Raw genomic sequence first — 18,567 nt, forward strand, 5'->3', positions numbered from 1 at the left:
AGCCGACCCAGGACTCAATGCTGGGCGATCGTGCTCAGCGGCGCCACCCCGCGCAGCCGGAAGGTCTGTCGGTATGGGCGACCGCCCAGCGGACCGGGCCGGTCCAACGCCGAGGCCGGTATGTGCCTGAGTCGGTTAAACACCCGGCCCGGATGCTCCCGGCGATCGCCGCGCACGCCGTGCACGCCTACACCCAGCCTGGGGACCTCGTCCTCGACCCGATGTGCGGGATCGGCACTACCCTCGTCGAGGCCATCCACGCCGGCCGCGACGCCATCGGCGTGGAGTACGAGCCGCGCTGGTCCAACATCGCCGACGCCAACATCACCCACGCCCACCACCACGGCGCCACCGGACGGGCGTCGGTGGTCCGCGGCGACGCCACCCGCCTGTCCGCCCTCCTGCCCGCCGCCCTGACCGGACAAGTCGCCTTGGTGGTCACCTCCCCGCCGTACGGGCCGACCGTGCACGGCCTGGTCCGACCCGGCGAGGACGGGGTCGCGAAGTTCGACAACGCCTACAACGACGGCGCCGACCGCGGCAACCTCGCCTACCGCGACCTCACCGGCCTCGCCGACGGGTTCGAGCAGATCCTGCGCGGCTGCGCCGGCCTGCTGCGCCCCGGCGGCACCGTCGTGGTCACCGCCCGACCATGGCGCAAGCACCGGCAGCTGGTCGACCTGCCCAGCGCCGTGATCGCCGCCGGCGTCCGCGCCGGCCTGACGCCCACCGAACGGTGCGTCGCGCTACTCGCGGCAGTGCGCGACGGGCAACTCGTCGCCCGGCCATCGTTCTTCCAACTCCAAGCCGTGCGCAAGGCCCGCGCCGGCGGCACCCCGCTGCACCTGATCACGCACGAGGACGTGCTGATCTTCCGCCGGCCGGCCGGCGACCCGGGTTCACCAAGCCCGCACACCCCCGAGGGCGGGGTGATCGCGTGAACGCACCCACCCACCGGTACCTGAGCCTCGGCGCCGGAGTGCAGAGCTCCACCGTCCTGCTGTTGGCCGCACGCGGTGAGATCCCTGCCTTCGACGCGGCGATCTTCGCGAACACGGGCTGGGAACCCACTGGGGTCTACGCCCATCTGCGCCGACTGGAGCAGCTGGCCGCAGGATCGGGAATTCCGGTCGTGCGGGTCGCGGCGGGTGACATCCGCCGCGACGCCCTCGACCCGGCCCACCGCTTCGCCTCGATGCCCCTGTTCACCCTGGGACCCAACGGTGAACGAGGGATGGCGCGCCGGCAGTGCACGGGCGAGTACAAGATCAAACCCATCAAGGTGGAGGTGCGGCGCCGCCTCGGCTACCCGCACCCCACCCGAGTCCCCGCCGGTGTGATCGCCGAGATGGCGATCGGGATCAGCCTCGACGAGATCGGCCGGGCCCGCGACGCCGACGTCGCCTACATGCGCAACACATTTCCGCTGCTCGACCTCGGGTGGCGACGCCAGGACTGCCTCGCCTACCTCACCGCGCACGGGCTGGGGGACACCCCTCGAAGCGCGTGCATAGGTTGTCCGTTTCGCACCGACTCCGAGTGGGTGCGGCTGCGCCGCGACGACCCGGCCGGGTGGGCCGACGCGGTGGCGTTCGACGCGGCGATCCGCCACGGGTCGGCGCGGGCCAACGCCGCCGGGCAGCCCCTGCGGGGCCAGTTCTTTCTGCACCGCCAGCGCGTCCCCCTCGACCAAGTCACCCTCCGCCCCAGAGGTGAGGCGGGAACGGATGTGCCGGGGTGCGGGCCGTGGACCTGCCCGCACACCGACCCACCGATCGATTCGGCGGCGACGCCGAGACGGGAGGTGCGCCATTGAGCAGCACCTCCCTCCCCGCATCGGATCGGTCTGCACCGGCTACGGCGGCCTCGACATGGCCGTCGAGCTGGTGCTCGGCGGCCAGCTCACCTGGTACGCCGAAACCGACCGACACGCCGCCACCGTCTGCGCCCACCACTGGCCTGACGTACCGAACCTCGGCGACATCCGCGCCGTCGACTGGCACACCGTCCCGCGCGTCGACATCCTTACCGCCGGATTCCCCTGCCAGGACATCAGCAACGCGGGCAAGCGCGCTGGCATCACCGGAGCGCACTCCAGCCTGTGGAGCGCTGTCGCTGACGCCGTTCGCGCGCTTCGACCGCCGATCGTCTTCGTGGAGAACGTCGCCGCGCTCCTCCGCCGCGGCTTCGACGTCGTCGAAGCCGACCTGGCCGCGCTCGGGTACGACACGAGCTGGACATGCCTACGCGCATCCGACGTCGGCGCCGCTCACCGCCGGGATCGACTGTTCCTGCTGGCCACACCCCGAGAGCTATGGGCCGGGGGTGCGGACGTTGCCGACGCCGTGCGCCCGTGACGGCAAGGGCCCCGGGCACCAGTACGGGCTGCCCGACCTGATCGAGCCGTCCGGCTCCACCCATGGCCTGCTGCCTACCCCCACCGCGGTGGCGTACGGGTCGAACAAATCCCCGTCCACGGGAGCGGTTCGCCGGCCCAGCCTGGCCGGCATCGCCGGGCAGCTTATGCCCACCCCGACGGTGGCCGACAGCCGATCCTCGGCCAACGTCACCGCCCGCCGCGTCACCCCAATCGATCACCAGGGCCGGACCCTGACCGACGCCACCCGGCTGCTGCCCACCCCACGAGCCAGCGACACCGGCACCCCCGGACGTAAGGCGGGGGCCGGTTTCCGGCCCCCGCTGTCGCAGGTACTGCTGCCCACCCCAAGGGCCACCGACGGAGCGAAAGGTTGCCCGGGACAGCGCGGCTCACACGGCGATCTCACCCTGCCGTCGGCGGCGGTTCGAGTTCCCACCCGCACCCTGCCCACTCCCCGCGCGTCCGACGGACGCGGCCCCGGACGCCACGGCGACGGGGGCGCGGACCTGCGCACCACCGTCGCCGGTCTCGGTCACCTCGACGAGGACCGGTGGGGCGGCTACGCCGCCGCCATCGCCCGCTGGGAACTGCTGCTCGGCCGCCCCGCGCCAGGGCCCACCCAGACCGGGCAGCACGGCAAGCCCGTGCTCGCCCCACCGTTCGTGGAATGGCTGATGGGCCTCAACGCAGGGCACGTCACCGACCCGGCGCTGGGCCTGCCGCGCACTCTCGCGCTGCGGGTCCTGGGCAACGGCGTCGTCCCGCAACAAGCAGCAGCCGCGCTGCGGCTACTGCTGTGCCCGCACCGCTGGCAGGCGCCGTCATGACCCTAGACGACAACGCGGCGAGCCTGGCCGACTACCAGTACCACCAGGGAGGGCCGGTCACCCTCTACCTCGGTGACACCCGACGGGTTCTGACCGCCATGTCCGACGCGTCCGTGGACTGCGTCGTCACCTCACCGCCGTTCTGGGGCCTGCGCGACTACGGCACGGGCCGCTGGAGCGGCGGCAACCCTGACTGCCCGCACGACGCACGGCGTCGGGTCGACGGCGTCACCTGCCAGCGATGCCCTGCCCGATGGTGCGATGCGCAGTACGGACTCGAACCCACGCTCGATGAATACGTGGACCGGCTGGTCGACGTATTCGCCCAGGTGCGGCGGGTGCTCACCCCCGGCGGCACGTGCTGGCTCAACCTCGGGGACAGCTACAGCAGCGCCTCCGGCGGCGCACCCCAAGCAGGCCAGCCACAACGCGCAGGCCGCCGACCGGCGCGCCCCCGCGCGCAGGACACCCTGGCGGCGAAGAACCTCCTCGGCGTGCCCTGGCGGGTCGCGTTCGCGCTGCAAGCCGACGGCTGGTGGCTGCGCAACGCGATCATCTGGTCCAAGACCAACCCGATGCCCGAGTCCGTCCGTGACCGCCTGTCCACCACCTACGAACTGCTGTTCCTACTCACCCCGTCACCCACCTACTACTTCGACCTCGACCCCATCCGGATACCCCTGATCCACCCAAGGGCCGCCGACGGAACCCGAATCATCGGCGGCGCCCGCAAAGGCGCCACCGGCGGAATCGGCGCGACCGCCCGCCGCCGAGGCGCGAGCGCCTACGGCAGCAAGTACAGCGCCACTGACACCACCGAGCCACGCGCCGCGGCGGGCAACCTCAAACCGCTCGGACACGCCCACACCGCCGCGCACCAGAAGGGCCGTAACCCCGGGGACGTGTGGCGCATCGCCACCCGCCCCTACCGCGGCTCCCACATCGCCCCGTTCCCCATCGACCTGCCACTACGGGCGATCGCCGCCGGCTGCCCAGCCGGCGGCGTGGTCCTCGACCCGTTCTCCGGCGCCGCCAGCACCGGCCTGGCCGCGATGCAACTCGGCCGGCGCTACATCGGCATCGACATCGCCGAGCAGTTCCACCGCGAGGCCATCACGCGACTGCACCCACACCTGGGGCAGGACACGAGGTGAGTCTGCGCCTCGTGCCGGTCACCTTCGCCCAGGCCGGCCAGTTCATCACCGACTGGCACCGCCACCACCGCCCACCCCGAGGACACAAATTCTCGATCGGCATCGCCGAGGACGACGTTCTCGTCGGGGTGGCGGTGGTCGGCCGGCCCGTCGCGCGGATGCTCGACGACGGCCACACCCTCGAAGTCACCCGCGTCGCCGTCGCCGACACCGCGCCGAACGGCTGCAGCATGCTCTACGGCGCCGCCTGGAGAGCCGCGAAAGCCCTCGGCTACCGACGGTTGGTCACCTACACGCAGCAGGGCGAGTCCGGAGCCAGCCTGCGGGCGGCTGGGTGGTGCATCGTCGCCGCCCGGCCGCCCACACTCGGCTGGTCACGCGCTGCCCGACCCCGCAGCGACCACGGCGTCGATCATATCGCCCGACTCCGCTGGCAGCCGCCGCCCTGACCCTGCCACCGGCCTTCCCAACGCCTCAACCAGCCACCCCGTGGTGGGCGCCCGTCGAGATTCGATGAGGCGCCCACCAGCTGCTGCCACACACCATCGAAGGAACGTCTTTTGTCATCCTTGATCTCTGCCATCTCCACTCATCCCCTGCTGACGCGGCGTGGTCTCGCCGCGCTAGCGGCGATCGTCGCGTTCGTCGCCACGAACCCGGCGGCGCTCGTCGCCCAAGACGGCCTGAAGGCACCTGCGGTGCCCTGGCACGCCATCGACGCCTTATTCATCGGCGGTAGCACCGCCTGGAAACTTCGGCCCTGACGCCGCGCGCCTGGCCGGGCAGGCCCGCCGACGGGGCCTGTGGGTGCACATGGGCCGAGTCAACAGCCTGCGGCGCCTACGCCACGCCACCGCCATCGGCTGCCACTCCGCCGACGGCACCTACCTCGCCTTCGGACCCGACCAGAACCTGCCGAACCTCCTGAGCTGGCTGCAGACCGTCAACAACCCATAGCCACGTCCTGTCGCACCGCAGGCCGGTGGCCGAGGCACCCACGCGGGCCGTAAGAGCCACAGCGCCGGAAACGCGCACGGCCAACCTCGAATCCGCCAAGAGCGGCGGCGCCTACGGCAACGACCGACTTCGTGTCGACGGCGGCTGTACGCCGGACCCGACAGCACGATGCTCACCGAGGAGAACAAATGTCCGACTCCTACCGTCCCGACAGCCTGCCACCGATGACTGGAGCGTCGGCGCGGCGCGCGTCGCGCAACCCGCGCCGACGGAACAACCTCAACGGGCCAGTCGTCACCGTACGACCGGCGACGACCCACCTCCCTACCACGACGGAGGCCCAACGACTACGACGGCGGGCAGCGAATCAACTCGCCGCCGGGCTGACCGGCGCCGCCCGGACCGGCCGCCCGGGCCTCTTCCCCGTGCTGGTCCTGACCGCACCGATAGACGAGAATCCCCAGGCAGCCACGATCATCGGCGAGGCTGTACAACTCGTCGCCGCACCGCCACCCGCTGCAGTAGTGGTAGGCCGGAACCTGCGCGGCGACCCCGTTGCGGTCGTACTTCACAGCGACCGGTGGAGCCTCGTCATAGAAACCCATCCAGCGGCGGCGCGCCAACCGGCGGTCAGCTACGCGTTCATCGACGGCTCCGCCGGGCAGGTTCTCGCACTTTGCTTCGATGACCAGTGCGGCGCACTCGGCGTCGCCTGGACCGATATGACCCACCACGTCCTGGCGATGACAACCTGACCACCCCGGCCGGCCACACCAAGACCCGGCCACCCCGCCCCCGCCGACTCCAGCGCAGCCCCACGGACAGGCTCCGCAAGGCAGGCGCGCGGGGCGGGCGCCACGGACACCCGCGCTCTAGGGCACACCCAGCATCCTGGCCGGTGTAGGAGCGCATTCCCCGGCATCGTCGGCGTCACCCAAGCGGCATGGTGCCAGCTGCCCGAGCGCGGGCGACCGCAGTACGCGGCGGCGTCGATCGATGAGGAAGCGACGACTGCCTGTAGGCCAAGCACGGACCTTGGATACCTACTCGACCACCACTTCTGAGCAGGCGCCGCTGACGAACCAACGGACTCGCCGCCGCCTGACCGTCGAGGCCGCGCGAGGAGATCCCACCGCGCCCAGCGCAAGGGGCACCCCACCGCAGCGGCTGCTCCTTGCTCCCGCCACCGGCTGGCCACTCGGCTGACGGGCACCTACCTGATTCCGGCAGGTCAAACCGGCACCACTCCAGCTTCGCACCGTTACGACCTGCCGCGACCCCTGTCCCGGCCTGACCAGCTCAACGCCAGCGCGGCGACACCTGCCTCGATGGGTAGGCCCGTCACCCAGGCGGGCTACCGCACAACAGCGCGCCAGGCCACGCCGCAGCCGCCTAATCCCGGTCGGCGGCCAACGTCACCCCAAGTGCCCGAAAGGACCCATGCCATGACCACGCCCAACCACAACATCACCAACCGCCCTAGCCCGAAAAATGGGCAACCCGACAGCGCCGTTTGGACCGTCGAACGGATCCACGACCTCGGCCTGATCACCGACATCGCCACCGCTGCGGAAATCTTTGGCCTGTCCCGCGCCACCGCTTATGAACTCGCCAAAAACGACCAGTTCCCGGTCGCCGTGCTGCGCTTCGGCAGCCGCTACCGCGTACCGGTCGCGGCGATCCTGCACGCCCTGCACCTACCCGCGGGCGATGAGCAACCGCCCGATCCGCCCGCGGCGGCGGTGACTTGACCGGCCGCCGAAGTCACGCGTCGATCACCCGGTACGAAAATCCGCAGCCACCGGCTGCCCCACAACCCCGAGGAGCCACAGCACCATGGCGCAAGGATCCGTCTACAAAATCTGCAGCTGCCGCGACCCCAACGGCAAGAAACTCGGCACACGATGCCCGCAGCTCCGCCGCGCCGGCGGCGCTTGGAACTCCCATCACGGCAAGTGGGGATACCAACTCGAACTGCCGAGAAGGCCCGACGGGACCCGCCGAGCCTCGCTCCGCCGCCACGCCTTCGACGGCCGCGACGACGCCGCCCGAGACCAGGGGCAGGCCATAGCGTTGCTGGCGCTCGCCGGCGACGACGCCGCCCTCGCGACCGAGATCGCCGACCTCCTGCAGCAGGTCAAGGCCAGAGCGCCGATGCCTGACCGCGACACCATCGCCAAGCGGGTCAACGCCGGACTTCCCACCAGCGTCGACATGACCGTCGGCGAATACCTGCGACAGTGGCTGGAGTCGCGGCGCAACATCGAGCCGAGCACGAAGCGCGCCTACGGCTGCCAGATTCGGGTGCACCTCATCCCGCACCTCGGCGCCATTTCCTTGGTGAAGCTGCGGGTCGAACACATCTCGGCGATGTTCACCGCGATCACCGACCGCAACACCGCCATCGAGGTGGCCAAGCAGAGCGAGGACCCGCAGATCCGCGCCACCGTCCGCGGGATACGGGCCACCGGATCGGCGACCATACAGCGTATCCGCGCCGTCCTGCGCAAGGCACTCAACGACGCGATGGCACGCTCCAACAACCGGCTCATCGACTTCAACCCGGCCAAACACGTCGAACTGCCCTCCGGCAAGCGACCCAAACCCCGTGTGTGGACGGACAAGGCCTCAACAAGGTGGCGCGAGACCGGGGAGAAACCCAGCCCTGTCATGGTGTGGACCCCCGCTCAGGCCGGGGCCTTCCTCGACTACGCCCAAGATCACGACATCGCCCTCTACCCGGTGTTCGTGGGCATCATGCACCGAGGGATGCGCCGCGGTGAGGCACTCGGCCTGCGTGACACCACCGTCGACCTCGACGACGCCCTGGTAACCATCGACCTCCAACGCACCACCGTCGGCTACGAAGCAGTCGACAAGAAAGTCAAGTCCGAATCCGGTAACCGCACGTTCGCACTGGACAGCTTCACCGCCGCCGCGTGGCGAACCTACCTCGCCCGCCGAGCCCGCTGGCGGCTCGTCTCGGGCAGCAAATGGCCGGACACCGGCTTCTTCTTCGTCCAGCCCAACGGGGAGAAGTGGCACCCGGACGCTGTCAGCAAGCGCTTCGACAGCCTCGTGCGCGACGTCGGCCTGCCGCCGGTCCGGCTGCACGACCTGCGGCACTGCGCCGCGACCTACCTGAAAGCCTCCGGCGCCGACCTCACCGACGTCAAAGAACTACTCGGGCACTCCACCATCACCATCACCAGCGACACCTACACCTCCGTCATCGTCGAACTCGAAGTCGAACGCGACAAAGCCGAAGCCGCCGCCGCGCTCGTTCCCCGCCGCCCACGCCCACGGGCCGCCTGACCAATACGATCAACCCCTCCACCATCGGGCGTGCTGCGACCCATGGCAATGCCGGGTGCGGCCGACCAGTGTCGACCGACCGCATCCGGCTCGCCGCCTGGGAGGAGGAATTGACGCCGCTCTTACAGCCAGAGCACGCTACACCCGCCGCAGACCTCGTTCGGGCTGCGAAGTGACAGCCGTAGGGCGGCGCGGTGCTGACCACCGCGACCGCCGGGATGCTCCAACGGTTGGCCGCCGACCGCGACTGGCTCTAGCATCGGTCGATCCGCTGGTGCTGGGTCACACGATGGCGTTGGGTCGATCGCGTAGCCGCACGTCTTCGCTGTTTTGCAGGTAGCTCTGGTGTGAGACCTCAACGAGGGTCGCGGTGTCGTGGAACCGCCGAAGGGTCGTCGAGCCGCAACTGATCATCGTGGAGGTGATCTTGGCGAGGGTGACGGAGACGTTGTCGTAAAGGCTGCCGGCGAAGGGGACGTACCCGTCGACCCCCTCTTCGAAGACGAGGGTCTTGCTCTGCCCGTAGCGGGCGGCGTTGCGGGCGCGCTGGCTGCCTTCGCCCCAGTATTCCTTGAAGAGTTGGCCGTCGACTTTGACCAGGGGCGACGGGCTTTCCTCGTATCGGGCGAAGTAGCGCCCGAGCATGAGGAAGTCAGCGCCGAAGGCTAAGGCGATGGCCATGTGAGAGTCGTGCAGGACGCCGCCGTCGGAGCAGAGGGGGATGTACTGGCCGGTCTCCTGCGCGTACGTGTCGCGTTCGCGCACGACGTCGGCGAGGGCGGATGCTTGGCCGCGACCGATGCCTTTCTGGTCACGGGTGATGCAGATGCTCCCTCCGCCGATCCCGACCTTGATGAAGTCGGCGCCGGCCTCGGCGAGATATCGGAAACCTCGCCCGTCCACGACGTTGCCGGCCCCGATGCGAACCGAATCGCCGTACCGCTCGCGGACGAACTGCAGGACTTTGCTCTGCCAGGTGGAGTAGCCATCGGAGGAGTCCAGGCACAGGACGTCCGCCCCTGCGGACACGAGGGCCGGGATTCGCTCGCGGTAGTCATGGGTGTTGACCCCCGCGCCGACCATGAAACGTTTGTCCTCGTCGATGCTTTCCTTGCGGAACTGCTTGTGCAGCTCGTAGTCCCTGCGCAGCACGATCGAGGCGAGCCGGCCGTCCTCGTCGACGATCGGCAGGACGTCCTGACGGGCATCCCAGATCAGGGTGTTCGCATCAGACAGCGATATGCCCGTCGGAGCGGTGGCGAGGCCCGCCGCGGGGCGCATCCGAGACTCGACGCTGTCGCCGAGGTCGTGGCGGTGGACGTTGAAGTCGCTGGTGGAGATCAACCCCAGGAACGTCCCGCCGGGGCTTCCGTCGTCGGTCACGACGGCGACGTCGCGTTCAGCGGCGGCTAGGAGGTCGCCGACCTCTCCGAGGGTGGCGGTCGGCTTGATGTTGATGTCGCTGTGCCGGAAACCGGCCTTGTGGCGCTTGACCGCGGCCACCATCTCGGCCTGTTCGGCGATTGGCTGGTTCTGGTGGATGAACGCTAGCCCTCCGCACTGGGCCAGAGCGATGGCGAGCCTGGGCGAGGACACCGCCCCCATGATCGCGCTGACCATGGGGACGGCGATCCGCAGTGGTGAGGTTTCCCCGACTCGGTGGCGCACAACGGGAGCCGACAGATCCACGTGCTCCGGCGTGCACCCGTCGTCGGTGAGGTTGGGCAGCAGCAGGTACTCGCCGAAGGTGCGGGAGATCTCGGGCAGGATCTGCACTGCTTTTACTCCTTGAGAGTCGGGTGCCGCACTTTAGTGCGGGCGACCGAGCCGATCGGAGAACGCTATCAGGCAAGTGAGCCTCACCCGAAACGCCCATTCCGTCGGTGTCGTGTCGCAGAGTGCCACCATGTTGAATCCCGTTCAATAACGAGGGACAGCGCACCTGCCATAACGTGTCCAAGATGCGAGTACGCGGCGCTGCGAATGATCATCGGTCGTCGGTGCCGCCCTGGCAATGATCCGGCAGAAGTGCGGTGATCTGTTCAAGTCCCGGACGGGCGAGCATGCTCTCGTGGTCGCCCACGACCGTGGTCACCTGCACGTCGGTGCTTCGGGCCTGCCACGTCTCGGTCGCGTTTTCGGTTCCGGGGGTGACGGTAGTCGGCAGGATCAGCCGCAGTTGCGCTGTCTGACCGGCTGGGCGCCAAGCGGTCAACGCCGCGTGGCAGACGAGCCGGACTCGCAACTGGTGTAGCAGTGACTCGTACTGGCCGGGCCACGCCGGTGAGGTGGCGGCCTCGGGAGCGAAGATCGCGGCCAGTGCGTGGGCTCGGTCCTCGATTCCCAGGGCTTCGGTGGCGTCCAGGGCGTCTGTGATTGCCTGTCGCGGCTGGTCCGGCAGGGCGTGGCGCATCAGGGCGAGCTGCACGTGGATGAGGATGGCTTCGTCGCCGTCGACGGGTTGCTCGGCGTGGGGCGGGTCGAGCAGGAGCAGGTCGGCGACTCGGTGGCCGTCGCCGTCACGCTGTGTGTGCTGGACCATCTCGTAGGCCAGCACCGCGCCGAGACACCATCCGGTCAGGGTGTATGCGCCATCGGGTTTGATGGCGCGCACCCGATCCAGGTACGTCTTTGCCATCGCTGGCATTGTTTCTGCGGCGGTGGAGCCGTCGTGGGGAAGGCCATAGCAGTCCCAGCCAGGGCCGAGGGCTGCGACCAGTTCCGCGTACCAATCGACTTTTCCGCCGACGGGATGGATCAGGAACAGCGTGCGTGCGTCTTCCTGCACGGGGTCCGGGGTGAGGGAGATGAGACGGGCGGCTGCCTCCACCTCACGGGCGAAGCGGTCGGCCATCTCCTCGGCGTCTGCCGGAGTGAGAAGTCCTGGGTCGATCAGGAATCGGCAGGACATGACGCCGTCGGGGTCGGCGGCCACCGTGAGGTCGATCGGCGTGGGCAGGACGTTGCTGGCGGCGATGGCTGCTCCGGCCGGGCCGAGGGCGGGGCGCAGGACTCGGTCTGGCCCTGCGGGTTGGTGGTGTCCGAGGTAGTTGAACGTGATTTGCGGGGCAGCGAGGGCGTCCAGCTCGCGCCCGAGCGGTGACCCGGGGTGCAGGTAGCGGGCCTGTCCGAAACCAGCTCCACCGTCGGGGACTGTCGAGAGCTGCCGCTGGAAGTCGGCGGCGACATCGATGAGCCGTCCCGGGTGCGTATCGGTGGCGGTGAGCAGGGCCGGGTAGAGGGTCGTCAGCCATCCGACGACATCCTCAAGGCCGGCGGACCCGCTGTGGGAGCGTCCGTGGCCTTCGAGCCAGACGTATAGGTCCGGGCTGTCGGTGAGGGGTGCCAGCGCCCGCCGGAGCGCGGCCAGCAGGATGGCTTGAGCGCCGACGCCGCGGAGTTGGTGGGCGTCGTGGCGCAGGTACACGCCGGCGTAGGTCGACAACCGCCGGTGCGCCCGGATCCGCGCGCCGACCGGGGCCGGCCGGCCACCCGGGCCGGTGCCGCGCAGCGCCGGCTTCACCGCCGTGGCCAGGTCCGACCAGTGGGGTTCTGCTTCCGGGCCCACCCCGGTTGGGGTCGTTACGTGGGCGGGCAGGCCGGGTGCGTTGGCCATGGGCAGGGACTGTCCGGCGCGCAGCAGGCGGTACGCCCGTTCGATGTCGTCGACGAGGATCTGCCAGGACACCGCGTCGATGACGAGGTGGTGGGCGATCACGTACAGCCAGCGCTGCGGGCCGCCGGTCTCGTGCACGATCGTGACCGATGCCAGCCGCCCGGACGTGATGCTCAGGTCGTGGTGCAGACCCTCCAAGACGCGGTTCAGCCGGGTTGGCGTCTTATCGTCGCCGGACGGGGGGAGGGTGTGATCGCCGAGGATGTCGCCGGGCGCAGCCTCGTCCAGGACGGCGGTCCACGCGCCCCCGTTATCGGTGAAGCGGGTCCGGAAGGCGTCATGGCGTTCGAGCGCCCACGTCACGGCGGCGCGCAGGCTCGACAGGTCGCAGGTGTCGGGGAGGGTGAAGAGCCGTGCCTGGTGGAAGTGATCCGGATCGGCGAAGGCTTGGGCGAAGAACCATGCCTGGATCGGGGTCAGTGCGAGCCCGGTGCCCTTGGGGCGCCGCACGGCGGCCGAGGACGCGACGGCGGCGGCGTCCTCGTCGGGGGTGTTGAGCAAGCGGTCGAGGGCGCGGACGGTCGGCGCGGACACGAGCTGCGCGACGGTCACCTCAACCCCGAGGTCACGGGCCCGGGCCGCTGCCTTGATCGCCTGGAGCGAGTCGCCGCCGCAGGCGAAAAAGTCGTCGTCAATGCCGAGGTCCGGGCGTTGGAGTTGCTCGCCCCATGCCTGCAGGAGCCGGGCCTGGCGGTCCGTCGTCGCCGTGGTGATCGGACTCGGCGTCTCGGCCGGAGCAATGAGCGCGTTCAGGCAGTCCGGGCGGAGCTTCCCGGTCGCGGTGCGAGGAAGCTCGCCGACGACGACGTACTCCGCCGGGGTCATGTACGGGGGCAGGCGCTGCGCGGTCCAGGCGCGCAGCAGGTCTGGCAGGCCCAGATCGGGGCGATCCGTCGCGACGAAGCCGACCAGCCGCCCCGCGTCGCTGCGGCCCTGCACCGTCACTGTGGCGTCGTTGACGGAGGGGTGCTGGAGCAGGCAGGCGGTGACCTCGCCGAGCTCGACCCGGAATCCACGGATCTTCACCTGGTCGTCGAGGCGTCCGAGGATCTCGAACTGGCCGGCGCTCAGGCGTGCCCGGTCACCGGTCCGGTAGAGCCGATGTCCGGCCAATGGGCCCTGCTGGAGGGTCACAAACCGCTGCTGAGTCAGGTCGGGCTGACGGTTGTAGCCGGCGGCGACACCGGAGCCACCGATGCACAGCTCGCCGGCGGCGCCCACCGGTAGAACGTCGCCGTCCGTGCTCAGGACGAACATGCTGTTGTTGGTCAGCGGGAGACCCACGCTCACCCGAGAACCCGCGCCCGGCAGCGGCGGGTACAGCCGCGCGACGGAGCACCAGACGGTGCCCTCGGTAGGGCCGTACTCGTTGTCCAGGGCCACCTCGGGCAGCCGGCGGGCATGTTCGCGCACGTCGTCGGGTCCGCACGCCTCACCGCCGATAGCCACGACCCGCAGAGGTGACTGCCATCCGGTGGGCACCGTGGTGAGCAGAGCACGGTAGAACGACGCGGTGAAGTTGACGTGCGTGACCTGGTGCCGGTCGATCAGCGCCCGGATCTGGTCGGGGTCGTGGACCTGCCCGGCGGTGTCCGGCAGGACGATCGTGCCGCCGCTCCAGAGAGTCCAGAGCATCATGTGCGGCGCGACGTCGAAGATTGTCGGCAGGGTGATCAGCGTGCGCGTAGACGCCGGCGTGACTGCGCCGTGGTGGCGAGTCCGGGCGTGCACGGCTGCGGCGGCGTTGGCGTGTGTGGTCACGACTGCCTTCGGGGTGCCGCTGGACCCCGAGGTGTAGACGAGGTAAGCGGGATCGTCTGGACGCAGGTCGGGTGATGCCGGCGGCATCGCGGCTAGGGGTGCGGGGCCGTCTGCAAGGTCGTCGGCGTAGAGAAGGGCCGCGCCGGGCGGCGGCCACTGGGTGTCGTCGTCGTTCGCGGCCTGGTGGGTGGTGACAATGACGCGCGCCTCGGCGTCGGCGAGCATCAGCGTCGTCCGCGCCGGGGGCTGGTCGGAGTCCAGGCAGACGTACACGGCGCCGAGTCGCAGGGTGGCCAGGATCGTGCTGATCAGCTCGACGCCCGGCTGGCAGGCCACCGCCACGACGTCACCGGGCCGCACCCCGAGAGCGGTGAGGTGTTGCTGGAGCGCCCCGGCGTAGAGGTCGACGTCCCGATACGTCCACTGGGTGCTGCCCTGTTCGAGCGCAACGCCGTCCGGGTGGGCGGAGGCGGCCGAGTCGAAGCCCGCGTGCAGGGTGCTGAACGCTACGGCGTCGAGCGGTCCGCTACCGAGAGACAGGATCCGGGCGGTCTCAGAGCGTCCCAGCAGGTCCAGGTCACGCACCGGCCGGTCGGGTGTCTGCGGCAGGACATCCAAGATTCGCTGGTAGCCGGTCAGGAGCTCCTGCGCGGTGTCGGTATCGAACAGGTCGCTGTCGAACTCCCACAGGATGCTCATCCCGGGCCGGTGCTCAGCCGCGCCCGGGATGGGCGGGTCGGGCACGCACACGACGTTGAGGTCAGCCTTCGCGGTCCGGTTGTGCTCGATCACCAGTTGTCCGCTCAACGGCCCGACCTGGAAGTCTGGCCGAGGGGTGTCGTGGAAGGCGAACATCAGGTTGAACAGTGGATTGCCCGGATCGCGAGGCACATCCAGATGCGCCAGCAGGTCCAGCAGCGGCAGTTCCTGATGGTCCTGTGCCCCCAGCAGAGTGGTCATGGTGCGACGGAGCAGCTCCGCGGTGCTGCTGTCGGGGTCGACGCCCAAGCGAAGCGGGAGAGCGTTAACGAACATGCCCAGCAGGTTCTCGGTGCCGGCCTGCCGCCGGTTGACCAGAGCTGAGCCGATCACCATGTCCCGCGCTCGGGTGTGCTGCCACACCTGCACGGCGAACGCGGCCAGGAACACCGCGAACCTACTCACCCCGTGCTCGGTGGCCAGCACGTCGAGGCGGTGCACGGTCTCGGGTGGGATGTGGGCAACCAGCCGGTCGCCGCGGTAGGTCCGCGCGGCCAGCCGGGGCCGGTCAGAGGTGAACGTGGCCCCCTCCAGCGGGCACCCGTCCATCCGGGCCCGCCAGTACGCGACCTGGTCGGCGTAGTCGCTGGTGTCCTGCCACCCCTGGTACCAGGTGGCGTAGTCGCGGTACTGCGCGGGCAACGCGTCGAGGTGCGGGACTTCACCGTCGACGATCGCCCGGTAGGCGTCCCGCAGCTCGGCCAGGAACAGCTGCGCTGACCAGCCGTCATGGGCGAAGTGATGCTCTACCTGCAAGAGCCGCCATGACTGCGGCCCCAGCCGGAACAGGTGCCAGCGCACCAGCGGCAGCACCGCCACATCGAAGCCCGCTTGCACCGCCGCCTTGATCCGGGAGGTCAGCTCTGCCGCTTGGTCGTCGTCGCCGAGGTCGCTGAGGTCGACCAGGTCTACCCGCGCGGCCCACGGTTCGCGCACGACCTGGGTCGGCCCGGCGGGAGCGTCGTGGAAGGTGCTGCGCAGGATCTCGTGACGGTCAACCACGTGGGACAGGGCCGCCTCAAGGGCGTCGACGTCCAGCGGACCGGACATCCGCAGGGAGAACTGGGTGCTGTAGGCCAGCGCGTCGGGCGCCAGCTGCGTCAGGACCCAGATCTGGCGCTGCTGGCCACTGAGCGGCCAGGCGCTGCCGTAGAAGCGCTCGGGCTCGCCAGCACCCGGGCGTAGCGGCGGCCGGCTGGAGGGGCTGCCCGCCCGGACCAGCTCGGCGATCTGGTTGATAGCCGGTGTGGCGAACAGTGAGCTGATCGGCACGTCGACGCCGTGCTCGTGGGCGATGACTGCGGCTAGGCGGATCAGGACCAGTGAGCTGGCCCCCAGCATCGTCAACGGCTGGTCTACGGGCACCGTAGGCGCGCCCAAAAGGTCTGCGGCGGCCCTCATCAGGTGCTGCTGCAACGGGTCCGTTGGAGCAGCGGCCACGGTCCTGGCTGCGGCGAAGAGCGCCGGGTCGGGCAGCGCCGCCTCGTCGATCTTGCCGGCCGGCGTCCGAGGCAGTTCAGGCAGCACCACGTACGCGGAGGGGACCAGGTAGGCCGGAACCCGACTGCGCAGGTACCGGTCGCAGTCGGCCGTCAACGGACCAGACCCGGCCGGCGGGGTGTCACCTGCGGGCGTGGAGACCGGGCCGTCCGCTCCCGAGCGCGGCACCAGGTAGACGACGAGGGTGCTCGACCCGGCGCCGTCGGCGCTGGCTCGACCGACGACGTGAGCCTGCACGATCTTGGGATGACCCATCAGGACGGTCTCGATGTGACCCGGCTCGACGCGATGTCCGCCGACCTGAACCTGCCGGTCAGCACGGCCGAGGAACCTGAAGTCCCCCGCCGGGCTCCGCTCGGCGAGGTCACCGGTCAAGTAGGCCCGCTCACCAGTGACGAGGGTGACGAATCGCTGCGCGGTCAGCGCAGGGTTGTTCAGGTAGCCAAGGGCGAGGTTGGCGCCGGTGATGGCCAATTCGCCGGACCGGACGGCGATGTCGCCGGCATCATCCAGCAGCAGGTAGCCCGTGTTGCGCACCGGCAGGCCGATGCTCATCGGCGATTGCTGCCCCGTCGCCGCGTCGTAGACCAGGCCGTAGCTGGAGCAGACGCATGCTTCCGCAGGGCCGAACTCGTTGACCAGCGAGGTACCGGGCAGCAGAGCGGCGTGCCGGCCGATCAGAGCTGGGCTCCAACGCTCACTGCCGATTCCTACGGCCTGGAGCGTGGACGGGGGCCGCTCTGCGGCCCGATCCAGGAACACGCCGTACAGCGACGCCGGGTAGATCAGGTGGGTGATCTGATGCCGGTGCACCAGGTCCACGGTCGCGGCGACGTCGGCCAGCCGCGCCGGGTCGATGATCAGGGTGCCGCCGGTCAGCACAGTCCAGAACAAGACGCCGGTCGGCACGTCGAATGCCGGTGAGTGCAGCAGGAGCACCCGCCCGGCGGGCCCGTACTGGTCGACGCGCGCCGCGGTGGAGTTCAGCAACGCCGCGTGCGGCACCACAACCCCCTTCGGCGTCCCGGTCGACCCGGAGGTGTAGATCACGAACGCCGGGTCTGCCGGCGCCGCAGTCTCGTCCGGCAGCGGCCGGACGCCCGGCTGCCGGGTCAGATCGGGATACGTACACACCGGCGCATCGGTCTCGGCCCGCAGCTGCGCCTCCCGGCTGGCGCTGGTCACGACCAGGACCGGCCGGGCCTCCCCGAACACCTGACGCAGGTAGGCGTCGGGCGCGTCGGGATCCAGCGGAAGGTAGACCGCGCCGGCGGCGAGGACGCCCAGCACCGTGGCAACGAACTCGGGGGACCGTTCGAGGACAATCGCCACGACGGCGGGCCGGCTCGGGGTCCGCGCGCAGGCGAAGCGCACCGCAGCGGCGACCGCGTGCGCGTTCGACGCCAGGTCCTCGTAGGTCCACGTCTGCGACGGGGCGATGATCGCCGCCGTGCTCCGATGATCGCGGTAGGCGGCTTCCAACGCGGTCGCCAGCGACGGTGCCTCAAGCGCTGCCGGTGCATCGATGGTCACGACGATTCTCCCGAATTCAGGGCGGCGCGGACCTCGGTGATCCGCGTTTGTAGGCCCGCTTTGGCCGCCGGGCTGAGCCGTGCGCCGACGTGTCGGCGGAAGGCATCCAGGTAGATCAGCCGGTCGGAGAGCGGGGTGTCGGGCTGATCGAGGAACATGAGGTCGTGAGGCGTGATCGCGCGTACCGCGAACATGGGCGCCGGGCAGCGCATCACCGGCAGGTCAGGGTTGTGAACACTGCCGACGGCGCTCGTGGGGTGGAACTCCCCGAGCATCAGCCCGCGCTCGACGAACCACGGCCGCGCCAGTCGGTGGCCGCCGTCGATGAAGTCCGCGGCGTCCTGCGCCGGGAGCCCGGGGAAGAACCCCAGCAGCGCCGCCGACTGCCGATCCGCATCCGGGGTGAGTTCGTCGAATAGCTGCCCCAGGACATAACCGGCCTCAACAGCGTGCTCAAATGACGTGCCCGTGAGGGCGATCGCGACCAACCGCACCGTGTCCGCGCGCATGGCGGGCGCCAGCCGTGGGCACACCGCGCCGGGCCGGCCCAAGTCTGGATGAGGGCGGACCACGAACTGCTCCAACCAATCCAGCCCCTGCTGGTACATCGGGTACCGGGGAAAGAGGTCAGCGGCGCCGGCCGCGCTGGTCAGGGAGCCAGGTTCGACGCGCGCTCGGCGATTGGACGTGGTGTGGCTCGGCATT

At 70.0% G+C, this 18,567-nt stretch carries 14 protein-coding genes; 11 read left to right on the forward strand and 3 right to left on the reverse strand.

Annotated features, from left to right (window positions below):
- Window positions 1–17 precede the first annotated feature (17 nt).
- From ABZS40_RS29885 to ABZS40_RS29935, 11 genes are all read left to right on the forward strand, one after another.
- Window positions 18–941 (forward strand): DNA methyltransferase, encoded by a 924-nt coding sequence (locus ABZS40_RS29885; protein WP_354947103.1) that lies wholly within the window; start codon window positions 18–20, stop codon window positions 939–941.
- A complete protein-coding gene (locus ABZS40_RS29890; protein ID WP_354947016.1) occupies window positions 938–1,816 on the forward strand; it encodes a hypothetical protein in 879 nt (292 codons plus the stop codon). The genes ABZS40_RS29885 and ABZS40_RS29890 overlap by 4 nt, the downstream gene beginning before the upstream one ends.
- Before the next feature lie 19 nt (window positions 1,817–1,835).
- Window positions 1,836–2,357, forward strand: a complete 522-nt coding sequence (gene dcm / locus ABZS40_RS29895; protein WP_354947105.1) for a DNA (cytosine-5-)-methyltransferase — start codon at window positions 1,836–1,838, stop codon at window positions 2,355–2,357.
- Window positions 2,326–3,207: a hypothetical protein gene (locus ABZS40_RS29900; protein ID WP_354947018.1), complete on the forward strand. Its 882-nt coding sequence runs from the start codon at window positions 2,326–2,328 to the stop codon at window positions 3,205–3,207. Before dcm ends, ABZS40_RS29900 begins: the two co-directional genes overlap by 32 nt.
- Complete coding sequence (locus ABZS40_RS29905) at window positions 3,204–4,361, forward strand: site-specific DNA-methyltransferase (RefSeq protein ID WP_354947020.1); 1,158 nt, start codon at window positions 3,204–3,206, stop codon at window positions 4,359–4,361. Before ABZS40_RS29900 ends, ABZS40_RS29905 begins: the two co-directional genes overlap by 4 nt.
- Window positions 4,358–4,810, forward strand: a complete 453-nt coding sequence (locus ABZS40_RS29910; RefSeq protein WP_354947022.1) for an XF1762 family protein — start codon at window positions 4,358–4,360, stop codon at window positions 4,808–4,810. The genes ABZS40_RS29905 and ABZS40_RS29910 overlap by 4 nt, the downstream gene beginning before the upstream one ends.
- 111 nt (window positions 4,811–4,921) lie before the next feature.
- Entirely contained in the window at window positions 4,922–5,125 is a 204-nt protein-coding gene (locus tag ABZS40_RS29915) for a hypothetical protein (protein WP_354947024.1), read from the forward strand.
- A 49-nt stretch (window positions 5,126–5,174) separates the two neighbouring features.
- On the forward strand, window positions 5,175–5,318 hold the full coding sequence (locus ABZS40_RS29920) for a hypothetical protein (RefSeq protein ID WP_354947026.1): 144 nt from the start codon (window positions 5,175–5,177) through the stop codon (window positions 5,316–5,318).
- Between the two features lie 188 nt (window positions 5,319–5,506).
- Window positions 5,507–6,073, forward strand: coding sequence for a hypothetical protein (locus tag ABZS40_RS29925; RefSeq protein WP_354947028.1), 567 nt, complete (start codon window positions 5,507–5,509; stop codon window positions 6,071–6,073).
- A gap of 690 nt (window positions 6,074–6,763) precedes the next feature.
- A complete protein-coding gene (locus ABZS40_RS29930; RefSeq protein WP_354947030.1) occupies window positions 6,764–7,069 on the forward strand; it encodes a helix-turn-helix domain-containing protein in 306 nt (101 codons plus the stop codon).
- Window positions 7,070–7,154: 85 nt separating this feature from the next.
- Window positions 7,155–8,633 (forward strand): tyrosine-type recombinase/integrase, encoded by a 1,479-nt coding sequence (locus ABZS40_RS29935; protein ID WP_354947032.1) that lies wholly within the window; start codon window positions 7,155–7,157, stop codon window positions 8,631–8,633.
- Window positions 8,634–8,915: 282 nt separating this feature from the next.
- On the opposite strand, the gene ABZS40_RS29940 is transcribed toward ABZS40_RS29935, so the two are convergent.
- The 3 genes from ABZS40_RS29940 to ABZS40_RS29950 form a co-directional block, all read right to left on the reverse strand.
- Window positions 8,916–10,409: an IMP dehydrogenase gene (locus ABZS40_RS29940; RefSeq protein WP_354947034.1), complete on the reverse strand. Its 1,494-nt coding sequence runs from the start codon at window positions 10,407–10,409 to the stop codon at window positions 8,916–8,918.
- A gap of 211 nt (window positions 10,410–10,620) precedes the next feature.
- Window positions 10,621–17,862 carry an amino acid adenylation domain-containing protein gene (locus tag ABZS40_RS29945; protein ID WP_354947036.1) on the reverse strand — a complete coding sequence of 2,414 codons (7,242 nt, stop codon included), beginning with the start codon at window positions 17,860–17,862 and terminating at the stop codon, window positions 10,621–10,623.
- Window positions 17,859–18,566 carry a DUF6875 domain-containing protein gene (locus ABZS40_RS29950; RefSeq protein WP_354947038.1) on the reverse strand — a complete coding sequence of 236 codons (708 nt, stop codon included), beginning with the start codon at window positions 18,564–18,566 and terminating at the stop codon, window positions 17,859–17,861. Before ABZS40_RS29950 ends, ABZS40_RS29945 begins: the two co-directional genes overlap by 4 nt.
- Window position 18,567: the final 1 nt, after the last annotated feature.

This window comes from Micromonospora sp. NPDC005324, from assembly GCF_040607155.1.
Taxonomy (GTDB): domain Bacteria; phylum Actinomycetota; class Actinomycetes; order Mycobacteriales; family Micromonosporaceae; genus Micromonospora; species Micromonospora trifolii.

Bases quoted from the DNA above. Each gene is read 5' to 3' on its own strand.
- ABZS40_RS29905 (WP_354947020.1), top strand. From the start codon at position 3,204: ATGACCCTAGACGACAACGCGGCGAGCCTGGCCGACTACCAGTACCAC.
- ABZS40_RS29930 (WP_354947030.1), top strand. From the start codon at position 6,764: ATGACCACGCCCAACCACAACATCACCAACCGCCCTAGCCCGAAAAAT.
- ABZS40_RS29920 (WP_354947026.1), top strand. From the start codon at position 5,175: ATGGGCCGAGTCAACAGCCTGCGGCGCCTACGCCACGCCACCGCCATC.
- ABZS40_RS29885 (WP_354947103.1), top strand. From the start codon at position 18: ATGCTGGGCGATCGTGCTCAGCGGCGCCACCCCGCGCAGCCGGAAGGT.
- ABZS40_RS29950 (WP_354947038.1), bottom strand. From the start codon at position 18,566: ATGCCGAGCCACACCACGTCCAATCGCCGAGCGCGCGTCGAACCTGGC.
- ABZS40_RS29935 (WP_354947032.1), top strand. From the start codon at position 7,155: ATGGCGCAAGGATCCGTCTACAAAATCTGCAGCTGCCGCGACCCCAAC.
- ABZS40_RS29925 (WP_354947028.1), top strand. From the start codon at position 5,507: ATGTCCGACTCCTACCGTCCCGACAGCCTGCCACCGATGACTGGAGCG.